Genomic DNA, 13,388 nt, shown 5'->3' with positions numbered 1-13,388 from the left:
GAAGGGCATCTTCTTAGGTGCCCTTCCTGCTTATTAAAGGTAAGCTCGTACTGATAAACTACTGCGAAAGGAAACACTGACATGGAGAAGAAAAAGAGCTTAAGACATTTCATGGGGCAGGAGAAGGTAGCTGGTTACGTATTCAGCCTTCCCTTCATCATCGGTTTTGCTTTATTCCTTATGATTCCGATGGTTCTGTCCTTGTATTATTCATTTTGTAAATACGATATTCAGAATGCACCTACATTTGTAGGTCTTAGAAACTATGTAAATATTTTCCAGGATGAAGTTTTCTGGAAGGCCCTTAAGGTTACCTGTTACTATGCACTTATCGGCACACCTTTAAAGGTTATATTTGCTCTTATCATTGCACTTATTCTTTGCAGAGATACCAAGGCAACAGGCCTTTACAGAGCCACATATTATCTGCCTTCTATCATTGGTGGATCAGTAGCTATAGCTATTTTGTGGCGTAGAATGTTTGAATCTACAGGTATTATCAATGCATTCCTTAGCCTGTTTTTCCCAGGCATGAGTAATTTCAACTGGTTTAGTGAAAGTTCTGCTATATGGGTTCTTATCATTTTGACGGTATGGCAGTTTGGTTCTTCAATGCTTATTTTCTTATCTGCCCTTAAACAGATAAACAAAGAGCTCTATGAGGCAGCCATGGTTGACGGCGCTAACAAGTGGAAACAGTTCTGGAGGATAACACTTCCGCTTCTTACTCCAACAATTTTCTTTAACCTTGTTCAGCAGACAATCAACTCATTCCTGGCTTTCACACAGAGTAAACTTATTACAAACGGTGATCCTAAGAACAGTACATTGTTCTACACACTGTATGTTTACAACAAAGCCTTCCCTACACAGGGAAAGAGCCAGATGGGTTATGCTTCAGCCCTTGCATGGATCATGCTCATAATTGTATCTACTGTTACAGCTCTTTTATTCCTTAGCCGTAACAAGTGGGTTTACGAAGACTAAAATCAGGAGGATAGACACATATGAGTAAAAAGAAAACTGTGGGCGCAATAGTATACCACGTACTTGTTGCTATTGGCGCATTCATAATGGTGTATCCCCTGTTATGGATGATATTAAGTTCCTTTAAGCCAACCAACACAATTCTTGCCACATCAAGACATCTGATTCCAACTCAGTGGACCTTGGATAACTACAGAAATGGTTGGAAGGGCTTTATGGGATATACCTTCGCAACATTTTTTAAGAATTCATTCTTTATTTCACTTTTATCAACCTTTGGAACTCTGATCTCATCAGCATTTGTTGCTTATGCACTTCAGAGACTCCAGTTTAAGCTAAAGAGATTTCTCTTTATCCTGGTACTGGCTACAATGATGCTTCCACCTCAGATCATGATGATCCCACAGTACATGTGGTTTAGACATCTTGGATGGGTTGGAACCTTTAATCCTATGATCGTTCCTTATTTCTTCGCGATTCAGGGATTCTTTGTATACCTTATCATGAACTTTATTGGTGGTGTGCCAAAAGAGCTGGACGAGGCTGCCAAGATCGATGGCTGCTCTTACTATGGAATCTTCTTCCGTGTAATCCTTCCTCTTATTACACCTGCTCTTATCACAAGTGCTATCTTCTCATTCATTTGGAGATGGGATGATTACCTTTCAGCACTGCTTTATGTAACAAGACCTGAGATGAGACCTATTTCTCTTGCTCTTAAGCTCTTTAACGATCCTAACTCAGGCTCTGATATAGGAGCAACACTGGCAATGTCCACATTGTCAATTCTCCCTGCTACAATTCTTTTCCTTATCTTCCAGAAGTCGCTGGTAGAAGGAATTGCAAGCTCTGGTATCAAGGGATAATTAGTTACACAACTGTTTGAACTAAGCGCCGAGTTTGTGCCCTGTGCGCAGACCCGGCGTTAACTATGTATAAAAGGGAAGAGAGGAGTATGTATTATGAAATTTGTTGATGGAAAGATGAAGGATGTGAACATCGCCTACATCGGCGGTGGATCTAGGGGCTGGGCTTGGACCTTTATGACTGACCTTGCTCTTGACGACGAGATTTCGGGGACAATCCGTCTGTATGACCTTGATGAGGAGGCAGCTGGGGTTAACGCTTCTATAGGTAATCACCTTATGTCAAGGACAGATGCTAAGGGGGACTGGAAGTTTGAAGTAAAGACTTCCCTTCAGGAGGCCCTTACAGGCACAGACTTTGTTGTTATCTCAATCCTTCCTGGAACCTTTGATGAGATGGAATCTGATGTTCACCTTCCTGAGAGACTTGGCATTTACCAGTCCGTAGGCGACACAGCAGGATGCGGTGGCATGATAAGAGCTCTTAGAACCATTCCTATGTTCACAGAGATTGCTAACGCCATAAAGGAGTTTTCTCCTGATGCCTGGGTCATCAACTACACCAATCCTATGTCACTTTGCGTTAAGGCTCTCTATGAGGCTTTCCCACAGATCAAGGCCTTTGGCTGCTGTCATGAGGTATTTGGAACCCAGAAGGTTCTTCAGACTGTTTATGAAAAAGAGACTGGTGAAAAGATAGAAGACTGGCACGATGTATTTGTTAACGTTGTGGGAATCAATCATTTCACCTGGTTTACAGAGAGCTCGTATAAGGGAAAAGATCTTTTCCCAATCTATAGAAGTTATATAGACAAGCACTTTGATGAGGGCGTATCCATCGAAAGCGAGAACTGGCTCAACGCCAACTTTGTCTGCAAGCACAGAGTTAAGATGGATCTCTTTAATAAGTACGGTCTTATTGCTGCAGCAGGAGACAGACATCTTGCAGAGTTCATGCCGGGAGATCAGTACCTTAAGGATCCTGAGACAGTTAAATCCTGGGATTTTGCTCTTACTAGTGTTGCCTGGAGAAAGGATGATCTTGTAGAGCGTCTTGATAGAAGCAAACGCCTTGCAAGCGGCGAAGAGGAGATGAAGCTTGAGCCAACAGGAGAAGAGGGAATCCTCCTTATCAAAGCTCTTTGCGGACTTTCAAGATTTGTAAGTAACGTTAACATCCCTAACTATGCATTGCAGATTCCTAACCTTCCAGCCAATGCCATAGTTGAGACTAACGCAGTATTCTCCCGTGATTCAATTCGTCCAATATTTGCTGGCAACATCCCAGAGGACGTAAAGGCTCTTGTAGATCCTCACATCAAAAACCACGAGCGCATCTACAGAGCAGCCACAACCTGCGACAAATCCCTGGTCTACGAAGCCTTTGAAAACGATCCACAATTCATCGGAAAGTCCTGCACCAAGGAAGACATCCACACCCTGGTAGACGACATGATCGCCAACACAATCAAGTACCTCCCAGAGGGATGGAAATAAGGGGATCCGCTTCCCACCCGGACCGATAACGCTGTGCAAGAGATATTTTTGAGTCTGGTGAGTGACTGACATGTTTAAGAGCTTTGCAGGTGGACGTTCTTAATCCTTCTCAAGGCTCAACATGTCTGAGTACTGCGAAATACCGCTGGGGGCATCATCTTTATCACACTCGTCACTTCAAAATGAAACATTTCCAAATGTTCTGGCACCCTTCTTCTTATAGCGCATGCTGCAGCTAACAGCTTGCAGGACGGGGAATAAACATACAAGATAAAAATGTCATAGCTTGCTTTGCAAGCGTATTAAAAAGAGAAGGTATCAATCTTCCAAGCTAGCTTGAAGAAGTTGATACCTTCTCTTTTTATAGGCGCTCTGCGCCATATGACATTTTTTGTTTAGATTACGCTCCCTCGTCCTGCTTCATACAACGCTTCGCATGCGCGTTGAAGGGCGCCTTAGAACATTGGAAATTGTCATTTTGAATCTGAGACTCACTTAGATAAAGATGATGCCCCCAGCGGTATTTTGCAGTGCGAGTTTTGAGCCTTAGGATTAAGAACGTCCACCCGCAAAGCATTAAACATCAGTCACGAGTGACGAAAAAAATCTCTTGTACAAGTGAAAGGTCCGGGTGGGAAGCGGAGAGCTTATGACTGCTAATGGAGGGGGAGGCACGGTACTTCCTAGGGGTTTGCATTTATTTAGGGAGAGATGTATTATGGATTCTTAGTAGGAAATATTTGTAATATTTCCAATTTGTTGAGGAATTAGGGGACTTAAGTATGAAGAGAGTATATAGGGTTTTCTGTATAGTGGTGGCAGCAATTGCGTCCACTATTTCTATGTTGATTCCAAGAGGTGAATTTAACTGGCTTTTGTATATTATTTTCTATTGTCTTTTTGGAGTTATCAATGTGATTCCTTCCATAGAGGCTGGCAAGATGCGCACCTCCAAGCTTAAGGGCTGTATTAATGGAGCGGAGCTTCTTAGAATCAATCTTATTTCTACGCTGATAGCTACAGTGATCTGGATAGTGTTTTTCTTTTTACATGTAATTGGAAGTTACCATGATGGCGTTGCTACCTGGGGGATTTCAACTATTGTTATCTTCCTTACATCAATGGTTACTTACTGGAACGGTGTTATCAGGCTTATTACCTGCTCATCTCAGGTGGGCATTGTTAGTAAGACAGCTTCTTACTTCTGGGGATGGATATTCCCTGTTAACTTCATTGTTCTTCCAGGAATGATCAAGAATGCTGAGAAGGAAGCTTATTTTGAGAATAATAAGATCCTTCTTAATGAGCAGCGCAGAATGATGCAGATCTGCCACACCAGATATCCTCTTCTTATGGTTCACGGTGTGTTCTTTAGAGATTTTAAGCCATCCTTTCTTAACTACTGGGGCAGAATTTCTGATGAGCTTATTCAGAACGGTGCCACAGTCTACTTTGGCAATCAGCAGTCTGCTGCCTCTGTAGAAAGATGCGGAGCAGAGCTGGCTGAGAGAATCAAGCAGATCGTTGCAGAGACTGGATGTCAGAAGGTCAACATCATAGCCCATTCAAAGGGAGGTCTTGATAGCCGCGCTGCAATTGCAAGATACGGCGTTGAAGACATGGTGGCTTCACTTACTACCATCAACACTCCTCACAGAGGCTGTGAATTTGCAGATTACCTTCTTAGTAAGATAGGCCAGGGTGTTAAGGATAAGGTGGCTGCTGCCTATAATGCCACACTTTCAAGACTAGGTGATCCTGATCCAAACTTTATTGAGGCAGTTACAGATCTTACTCACGAAAACTGTGAGAGATTTAATAATATAACTCCTGATTCAAGTAAGGTCTTTTACCAGAGTATCGGAACCTACATGAGCAGACCATCTGGTGGTAAGTTCCCACTTAACTTCTCATACCATCTTGTTAAGTACTTTGATGGCAGAAATGACGGTCTTGTGGGAGAGAAGTCCTTCCCTTGGGGCCAGAGATTTAATATGCTTTCGCCAACAGGTCCTCGTGGTATTTCCCACGGCGACATGATCGATCTAAACAGAGAGAATATTGACGGTTTTGATGTTAGAGAATTCTATGTTCAGCTTGTCAGTGATCTTAAGAATATGGGGTATTAAGTAGTGGATTTTAATTATGTTAGAAGAAGTATTTTAGAAAAGGCTGCAAATGAGCTTAGCACCAATTATCCTTTTATCTGCAGCTTTCATGGCCAGAATATTCTGGTGGTTCAGTTAAACTTTAACAGAGTTCAGAGTGATACAAGATTTGATTATTCAAGCGTAAGTCCTACCCACAGAGTGCTTATAAGACTTGATGATTATAACCTGTTCAGAACCGCATCAGTTATGGTTCAGAATCCTAATGTTATAGGACTTGGAGATGCTATACTTAGCAACTACTACAGAAAATTTAAGGCTGTATTTTGCGATGTGCCACATAGAGTTGGCAGGATGAAGCCTAATGGAAGTATCAGTTATTTGCCAGGTACATATCTTACTGTCTGTGCAAGTAATGCTAATACTATGAATGTGATAGTTGATGAATACTTCTTTGGTCAGAATATGTTTTACAAAAATGGATTCTTTGACTGTACTGGAGTATGGAGCGGTGATAACGGAAGGAAAACACTAAAGGTTGTAGGTTTTAGCCTGTCTGTTTTACCTCTTTTAGGAATGATTCCGATGCTTGCTATGGGAGCGGGGGCCATGTCGTTTCTGCTTTTAATGCTAATGATAGTTCCGCTGGGACTTGGAATTGCCTGCGTTGTAGCTGATTCAGCCTATAACAAAAAGTACATGCAGATTAAAGAAATGGTCCAAAGGGGCCTATATAACTAATGACAAAAGAAAACGCCATCCAATGGAATTTCCAGAGGATGGCGATTTTTATTGCAACTATTGAGTGTATTAGATTTACAACGTATCTCGTCTCTTGATGTACTGCGGATGGTCTGCATCACCACGGATGTCTTTAACATGTATCACATGTGCCCATTTATCCACGATGGCGTTTTCAATGTGGACGCCCTCTTCAATTACGGCATAGGCCATAATGATGGAGTTCTTAATGGTGGCACCCTTCTTGATCTCAACGCTACGACCAATTACAGAATTATCAATAGAACCCTCTATGATACAACCGTTAGATACAAAGGATCCTGTGACCTTTGAACTCTCCAGATACTTGGTAGGGCAGGAGTCGGTGGTCCTTGTATAAATTGGCCAGTCAGTCTGGAATAAGTCACTGGCAAGATTGTAATCAAGAAGCTCTAAGGATGCGTGATAATAATCCTTAAGACTTGTCAGTGAAGCAAAGTAGCCCTTGTGCTGATAAGCTCTGATATCCAGGTCCTTACACTTAATGTTGATGATGTCCTTAAGAGTATAAACAGAAGAGAGCTTTCTTGCATCATTTATAAGGCTTATGAACACCTCCTTGCTCATGCAGTAGGTGTCCATGAAGATGTTCTTTTCCTTGGCTGTTCCCAGGTTCTTCTCAAGACTGGATACTCCCTTTTGCTTATTCATGTTAAGAGAGTAGCAGCTCTGGAAGTACTCCTTGGCGTTATCAACCTTGTGATACAAAAGAGTTACATCTGCTCCGGAAGCAACGTGACTATCAAGGAGCTGGCGATAATCCTGCTTGTACACCATATAGCTTGGCGCAATGATGACATAGTCCTGATGCATACGCTCAATGATGTCCAGATTCTCCATATAAGTACAGATATCGGTATTGTAGAGTGAACGGGTATCTGTATCGTGGGAGAACAGAAGCTGAATCTTACCACGCTTTGAGTTGATATTGTAATGTCTTCCTGATCCAATGTGCTCAGCGATTGAACGAGGACGGCTTCTTAAATACACCTGAATTCTGTTAATGTCAGAGTTACTCATGTTAGAAATTGGAAAGTCAATAACACGGAATCTTCCAAGGAATGAGAAGGAACCGATAGGTCTGTAATCGTGAAGACCCTCAACATGAGTTCCATTATCTGCGGAGGATACGATACCAAAAGCTTTAACTGCCATTACTTTGTACCTCCTTTCACATTTTTTGCAACCAGCAGGATTTCTTCGCTATCCTTGCGGCCTACTTTAGATTTTTTACCAATGTGGACATTCTCTGCCACCAGAGCCCTTGTAACAGAAGCTCCCTCTTCAACCACAACGCCCGGCATCAGAACGGAATCTGTAACTCTGGCGCCCTTTTCAACAACAGCTCCTGTGAAAAGAACTGAATTAGTAACTGTTCCTTCTACGCGAACACCCTGGGTAATGTAAGCTCTTTTTACCTTGGCATCCTTACCTATGTACTGAGGAAGAGTGGATACATCTTCAGTGTAGATAAGCCAGGAAGAGTCGTTAAGGTTAAGCTCATTCTTGTTATCAAGAAGATCCATGTTGGCTTCCCAGAGAGAATCAATGGTTCCAACATCTTTCCAGTAGCCCGAGAATTCGTAGGCATAAAGGCTTCTGCCCTCAGACAGCATCTTAGGAATAATGTCTTTTCCAAAGTCATGGTCAGAGTCAGCCTTCTTCATGTCGTCCACAAGCATCTTTCTTAGAAGCTTCCAGCTAAAGATGTAGATACCCATTGAAGCTAAGTTACTCTTTGGCTTAGCAGGCTTTTCCTCGAATTCAACGATCTTGCCCTTGCCATCAGTATTCATGATACCAAAGCGGCTTGCCTCCTTCATTGGGACACCACGAACAGCGATGGTTGCATCAGCACCCATCTCCTTGTGATAGGAGAGCATCTTAGCATAATTCATTTTGTAAATGTGATCTCCGGAAAGAATAAGAAGGTACTCCGGATTGTACGCGTCAATGAAATCAATATTCTGAGAAATGGCATCTGCTGTACCTCTGTACACATCAAGCCCCTCGTCTGCCTTTTCTCTTGGAGTAAGTACGTAGACACCACTGTCCTTGGAGTCCAGACCCCAACGACCGTCCTGGGCAACATAGCTATTCAAAAGAACTGATTCGTACTGGGTAAGAACACCTACAGTATCGATACCGCTATTTGCACAGTTACTAAGTGGGAAATCAATGATTCGGTACTTGCCGCCATAAAATACAGCGGGCTTCGCAACCTTTGTTGTCAGATCCCTAAGCCTGCTTCCGCGACCACCGGCCAGGATCATGGCTAGCATCTCGTTTTGAGCCATATTATATCCCCCTATATAGCGAATTTAGTGAATTTGTTCCCTATATATATCATACCACACAGTAGGCATAAGAAAAATAAGAGATAGCAAACGGAATTTTATAAAAATATTATTTGTTTAACAGTATCTTTTTGTTACAATATAATTAAGTGGTAGTATGTCTACCTATGAGAAAGGAGACTATCTATGTTAGCAACGTTGATTCCTTTGTTTGATGATAACATGTCCGTTTGTGCATATTCGGTATTTGCAAGAAAGGAAAATCACTTTGTTAATCCCAATTATGAAGGAGGCGCAAGGTTCGACGGAGCAGGAACAGTTCATGAGCTTGAGGTTGTAAGCAGCATGGGCGTTCAGACATTGTCTGGTGGAAAGGAAGTATTTGTTCCTATCAACCAGTTCTCCATTTTCGCGGAAATTTCACTGCAGTGTACAGTGCCTGCTAATAAGGTAGTTCTTTTGATGGATAATTCCATTACTCCTGAAGAGAACTATGTTAAAAGAGTAAGAGAACTCAAGGAACAGGGCTATAAGCTGGCAATGCGAAAACTCCCTATCCTTAGCTTTGAACCCTATAGAGAGATTCTTAATAAGTGCGATTATATTCTTCTTAATCACGCCAAGATTGATATTACAAAAGCTAAGATCTACTTTAGTAACGTTTATCCAAACATTAAGCTCGTTGCTGTAAATGTTAATACCCAGGAAGAGTACGATGAACTTCGTAAGGACGGCGGATACGACTTCTACGAGGGCGGATTCTTTAGAATGCCTGTTGTGGAATCTGAGACAGAGGTTAACCCATTAAAGGCCAATTATATCGAGCTTTTAAATGTTGTTAATGCTCCAGACTTTGATCTTACAGATGCAGCTGACGTTATCGGTAAGGACCCTGCTCTTGTTATTTCCCTTTTGGAAATGGTTAATAGAATGTCCCTTAATTCTGATATCACATCCATAAGACATGCGGCAGCTATGCTGGGACAAAAAGAGCTTAAGAGATGGATCAACACAGCGGTAACCAAGGAGCTTTGCTCTGATAAGCCTAGTGAGATCACAAGACTTGTCATGATAAGAGCTAAGTTTGCTGAGAATCTGGCAGAATGCTTTGAGCTTGGCATGATGGCTCCAGAGCTTTTCATCATGGGTCTTTTTTCAGCTATCGATGTTATGCTTGATAAGACCATGGAACAGGCCCTTGGAATGGTACAGGTTTCTAATAATGTGAAGCAGGCTCTTCTTGAAGGAAAGGGCGATTTTGCTCCTGTTCTTGATTTTATTAAACGCTATGAGGATGCGGACTGGACAGAGGTTTCAAGAGTTCTTGTCCTTAAGAATATTGACATGGATAAGGTTTACGAGGCATATCTTTCAGCCCTTAAGTGGTACAGAGACCTTATTCCTGCCACATAATTAAATAAATGCTATAATACCTTTTATGAATAAGAATTTACTATACGCCTTAGATACAACAGCTCTCCTTGATGGGGACACATACAGTGCTTATTTGGAGCAGATGGATGAAGTCAGGAAGAACAAGGTGCTTTCCATCAAAGCAGATAAGAATAGGAGATTATCCCTGGGAGCTGGCATTGTACTTAAGGAAGGACTTAAAGAATTAGGTGCAGGCAACGCCAAGATTATCGCGAATGATAACGGGAAGCCTGCACCTTTAAATTTGGATTTTTCCTTTAACCTTTCCCATGGCGGAGACGTGGCTGTGGCTGCATTTTCTGATCATGAAGTGGGAGTTGATGTGGAGAAGGTCAGGACCTTCAAGGACAACCTTATAAAAAGAGTTTTTTTACCCAGAGAAAAAGAATTATTAGAGAATACAATTTCTCTTGGATTTGATAGAAACCTCGTAGCCACCTACCTTTGGACCGTTAAAGAGGCTGTGATGAAGTATTACGGCATTGGACTTTCTATGGACCCTTTAAATATTTGCCTTGATACTGATGGCGAAAATAGTTATATTAATAAGGCTTGTCAAAAAACTAAAATTCATGTTTTTTATAAGGAAATAGAAAATAAAGGTATACATATAAAAAACTATGAATTTGATGATTATCAGATCAGCGTGTGCTCTGAATACGAAGACTTTGGGGCAGACCTAAAGTGGGTCACACTTTGAGTATCTGATATGTGTTTTGGGGAGTAGAAAAAGTTTAAGGTGGTATTGTTTTGGATAAGAATAAGAGAGGTTCATTTTCAGGAAAACTTGGCTTCGTTTTGGCCGCAGCAGGTGCCAGTGTAGGCCTTGGTAATATTTGGAGGTTCCCATATCTTTGTGCCAGCTATGGCGGAGGAGTTTTCCTTCTTGTGTATATCATTCTTGCTGTAACCTTTGGATACACCATGATCATTGCAGAGACATCCATTGGTAGAGCAACTCATAAGAGTCCTGTAGGCGCATTTGCAGCTCTTTCTGATAGCAAATTAGTACGCTTAGGGGGCTGGATCAATGCAATTATCCCTATTTTGATCGTTCCATATTATTCAGTTATCGGCGGATGGGTATGCAAATATCTTTTTGCTTATTTCAGTGAAGATGTTAATGCTATAGCAGCTGATGATTATTTTGGAAATTTCATCACAGACGGAGCTCAGTCAGAGCTTTGGTTTATTGTGTTTGCTATTTTAGTTCTTACCGTTATTTTCATGGGTGTTAAGAACGGCATTGAGAGAGTATCAAGAGTCATGATGCCAATTCTCGTGGTTCTTGCTGTACTTATCTGTATTTATTCAATTTCAAGACCAGGAGCAATGCTTGGCGTTAAATACTGCTTTGTTCCTAACTTTAAGAACTTCTCATGGATGGCAGTTGTTTCTGCTATGGGTCAGATGTTCTATTCCCTTTCCATTGCTATGGGTATTCTTATTACCTTTGGCTCTTACGTTAAGAAGGAAGTAAGCATCGAGGATTCTACAAGACAGGTAGAGTTCTTTGATACAGCAATTGCTATTCTTGCCAGCCTTATGATCATCCCTGCAGTATTTGCATTTTCCGGTGGTGAGCCAGAATCATTAAATGCAGGTCCTGGACTTATGTTTAACACTATGCCTAAGATTTTTGCCAGCATGGGCTTTGGCAGGATCATTGGAATCCTTTTCTTCGTACTTGTACTTTTTGCAGCTCTTACAAGTGCTATAGCTCTTCTTGAAAGTGCTGTATCAACCTTTAATGATGAACTTAAGCTTTCAAGAAACAAGGGAACAATCCTGATGGGAATCATCATGATCATCCTTGGAAGCCTTTCATCCCTTGGATATGGTCCACTTGCAAACGTGACTATTATTGGTAAGCAGTTTTTGGATTTCTTTGACTTCCTTACTAATTCTATTATGATGCCAATCGCAGCGCTGTTTATCTGCGGTCTTGTGTCATTCCATATGGGAATTGATGAGGTAGAAAAAGAGGTGACCTACGGAGGTCACCCCTTCAGAAGAAAAAAGATATTTGGCTTTATGATCAAATATGTTTGTCCAATCTTCATTGTTATTATTCTTGTAAGCTCAATAGTTAATGCATAATATCAATGTGATTGCATAGCTTCTTTTATCTTGTAATAAGCTGGTTTTGGCTGGTAGTCTTTATCAAAGATTCGGGTATTTGTTGTATCCCCATCGCGGTAATGATCTACCAGACCAAATACAGTTACGTTAGTGATATTAGCAGGTCCACCTGAAGCTGTATCAAGTCTTATAAGCATATCAAATACATTTCCGTAGGCTGTTGCCTGTTTCTCAAACTGTGCATCTGTTTCACTTTCCACACCAATTGAAAGCTCTGTTATCTGAATCTCAAGACCAAGCTCTGCAAATCTGTTGATGGCACCTTCTATTGTCTCAAGAGTAGGATAGTCGATCCCCCAATATCCCTGCATTCCAATTCCATCGATGAGACCCTTTTCCTTAAGGGAACTGCAAAGTGTATAAATGGCTTCTGTCTTAGGAGCCTGGAAGGTGTTGTAGTCATTATAAAAGAGCTTAACATCACTGTCTGCATATTTTCTGGCGTAGGTAAATGCCATTTCTACATAATCCTCACCGATGGTGTCATACCATGGATTAGGATCCTGTCCGCATTTTGTTCTGCACATAAAAGAGCTGCCATCTGCAGGACTGTCTGGGTCAACAGCTTCGTTAACCACGTCCCAGCAGTAGATAACTCCAGGGTAGTTTTCCTGAACATGGGTCATCAGCTGTTTGATATAGCTTTCCATTCTAAAGAGCATTGTCTCTTTATCAACGTATTCACCATCATCTGTATAGCCTTCTCTAAAGAACCAGTTAGGTGCCTGTGTGTGCCATACCAGGGTGTGGCCACGCATCTTCATGCCATTTTCCTTGCACCATTCAAGGGTTGGGTCAATGGAGTAGAAGGACAGTGCTGGGCTTCCATCGCCGCTGTTAAGACTTTCTATTGAACCCATCTGATCAAGAATGTAGCAGCTCTTCATGAGGTTAGTCATGGTTACGCTGTTGAAGTGCTTATTAGCATATTCCATGTACTGTGGAATATTAAGACACTGGTTTTCCAAGGTGCTTCCGTTTATTCCTACGCCCAATGTAAAGTAGTCGCTGCAAAGATCCTTAAGGGCTTCTTCACTTTCAAGGTCATAGGAAGCAGTTACTTCTGTGCTTGCTGCGTCTGCAGCCTCAGTTACTTCTTCGCTACTTGAGCTTACAGCTGCTTCTGCGGATGATTCGCCCGTACTGGCAGAAGTTGCTGAGGTGTTAGCAGTATTTGTACAGCCACAAAGTAACGTGACGGCAGCCAGTACCACTACTATTTTTCGTACTTTCATTTTGTATCCTCCCCAGGGTGTTTTTGTAATTAGTTCCTGGTC

11 protein-coding genes are annotated in these 13,388 nt (G+C 41.7%); 8 read left to right on the top strand and 3 right to left on the bottom strand.

Annotated features, from left to right (window positions below):
* Positions 1-81 precede the first annotated feature (81 nt).
* The 5 genes from T541_RS0108140 to T541_RS0108120 all read left to right on the top strand — a co-directional run bounded on the left by T541_RS0108140 (position 82) and on the right by T541_RS0108120 (position 6,199).
* On the top strand, positions 82-987 hold the full coding sequence (locus T541_RS0108140) for a carbohydrate ABC transporter permease (RefSeq protein ID WP_026652247.1): 906 nt from the start codon (positions 82-84) through the stop codon (positions 985-987).
* A 20-nt stretch (positions 988-1,007) separates the two neighbouring features.
* The gene (locus tag T541_RS0108135) at positions 1,008-1,853 is read left to right on the top strand and encodes a carbohydrate ABC transporter permease (protein ID WP_026652246.1); all 846 of its coding nucleotides are present in this window, start codon (positions 1,008-1,010) and stop codon (positions 1,851-1,853) included.
* A 96-nt stretch (positions 1,854-1,949) separates the two neighbouring features.
* Complete coding sequence (locus T541_RS0108130) at positions 1,950-3,350, top strand: glucosidase (protein WP_026652245.1); 1,401 nt, start codon at positions 1,950-1,952, stop codon at positions 3,348-3,350.
* A gap of 782 nt (positions 3,351-4,132) precedes the next feature.
* Positions 4,133-5,479 (top strand): esterase/lipase family protein, encoded by a 1,347-nt coding sequence (locus tag T541_RS0108125; protein WP_026652244.1) that lies wholly within the window; start codon positions 4,133-4,135, stop codon positions 5,477-5,479.
* A 3-nt stretch (positions 5,480-5,482) separates the two neighbouring features.
* Positions 5,483-6,199: a hypothetical protein gene (locus T541_RS0108120; RefSeq protein ID WP_026652242.1), complete on the top strand. Its 717-nt coding sequence runs from the start codon at positions 5,483-5,485 to the stop codon at positions 6,197-6,199.
* A 75-nt stretch (positions 6,200-6,274) separates the two neighbouring features.
* Here the strand turns inward: T541_RS0108120 and glgD are convergent, their stop codons facing one another.
* Together glgD and T541_RS0108110 are read right to left on the bottom strand one after the other, a co-directional pair.
* The gene (gene glgD, locus T541_RS0108115) at positions 6,275-7,393 is read right to left on the bottom strand and encodes a glucose-1-phosphate adenylyltransferase subunit GlgD (RefSeq protein WP_026652241.1); all 1,119 of its coding nucleotides are present in this window, start codon (positions 7,391-7,393) and stop codon (positions 6,275-6,277) included.
* Complete coding sequence (locus T541_RS0108110) at positions 7,393-8,535, bottom strand: glucose-1-phosphate adenylyltransferase (protein WP_026652240.1); 1,143 nt, start codon at positions 8,533-8,535, stop codon at positions 7,393-7,395. Before T541_RS0108110 ends, glgD begins: the two co-directional genes overlap by 1 nt.
* A 186-nt stretch (positions 8,536-8,721) precedes the next feature.
* On the opposite strand from T541_RS0108110, the gene T541_RS0108105 reads away from it, so the two are divergent.
* Genes T541_RS0108105 through T541_RS0108095 form a run of 3 tightly spaced genes read left to right on the top strand, consistent with a single transcriptional unit; the run spans position 8,722 to position 12,069 of the window.
* A complete protein-coding gene (locus T541_RS0108105) occupies positions 8,722-9,948 on the top strand; it encodes an EAL and HDOD domain-containing protein (RefSeq protein ID WP_026652239.1) in 1,227 nt (408 codons plus the stop codon).
* A 25-nt stretch (positions 9,949-9,973) separates the two neighbouring features.
* Positions 9,974-10,669, top strand: coding sequence for a 4'-phosphopantetheinyl transferase family protein (locus tag T541_RS20665; protein ID WP_081779908.1), 696 nt, complete (start codon positions 9,974-9,976; stop codon positions 10,667-10,669).
* 44 nt (positions 10,670-10,713) lie between these two features.
* Positions 10,714-12,069, top strand: a complete 1,356-nt coding sequence (locus T541_RS0108095; protein ID WP_334291898.1) for a sodium-dependent transporter — start codon at positions 10,714-10,716, stop codon at positions 12,067-12,069.
* A 2-nt stretch (positions 12,070-12,071) separates the two neighbouring features.
* Here the strand turns inward: T541_RS0108095 and T541_RS0108090 are convergent, their stop codons facing one another.
* Positions 12,072-13,346 (bottom strand): endo-1,4-beta-xylanase, encoded by a 1,275-nt coding sequence (locus T541_RS0108090; RefSeq protein WP_026652237.1) that lies wholly within the window; start codon positions 13,344-13,346, stop codon positions 12,072-12,074.
* Between the last annotated feature and the right edge of the window lie 42 nt (positions 13,347-13,388).

Origin of the sequence: Butyrivibrio proteoclasticus P6B7 (assembly GCF_000622085.1) — a bacterium.
Taxonomy (GTDB): Bacteria; Bacillota; Clostridia; order Lachnospirales; family Lachnospiraceae; genus Butyrivibrio; species Butyrivibrio proteoclasticus_A.
Note: the sequence above shows the minus strand (reverse complement) of the source record. Positions and strands in the feature narration are given on the sequence as shown.

Coding starts and splice junctions, on each gene's coding strand:
- T541_RS0108140 (WP_026652247.1), top strand. CDS start 82: ATGGAGAAGAAAAAGAGCTTAAGACATTTCATGGGGCAGGAGAAGGTA.
- T541_RS0108135 (WP_026652246.1), top strand. CDS start 1,008: ATGAGTAAAAAGAAAACTGTGGGCGCAATAGTATACCACGTACTTGTT.
- T541_RS0108130 (WP_026652245.1), top strand. CDS start 1,950: ATGAAATTTGTTGATGGAAAGATGAAGGATGTGAACATCGCCTACATC.
- T541_RS0108125 (WP_026652244.1), top strand. CDS start 4,133: ATGAAGAGAGTATATAGGGTTTTCTGTATAGTGGTGGCAGCAATTGCG.
- glgD (WP_026652241.1), bottom strand. CDS start 7,393: ATGGCAGTTAAAGCTTTTGGTATCGTATCCTCCGCAGATAATGGAACT.
- T541_RS0108110 (WP_026652240.1), bottom strand. CDS start 8,535: ATGGCTCAAAACGAGATGCTAGCCATGATCCTGGCCGGTGGTCGCGGA.
- T541_RS0108105 (WP_026652239.1), top strand. CDS start 8,722: ATGTTAGCAACGTTGATTCCTTTGTTTGATGATAACATGTCCGTTTGT.
- T541_RS20665 (WP_081779908.1), top strand. CDS start 9,974: ATGAATAAGAATTTACTATACGCCTTAGATACAACAGCTCTCCTTGAT.
- T541_RS0108090 (WP_026652237.1), bottom strand. CDS start 13,346: ATGAAAGTACGAAAAATAGTAGTGGTACTGGCTGCCGTCACGTTACTT.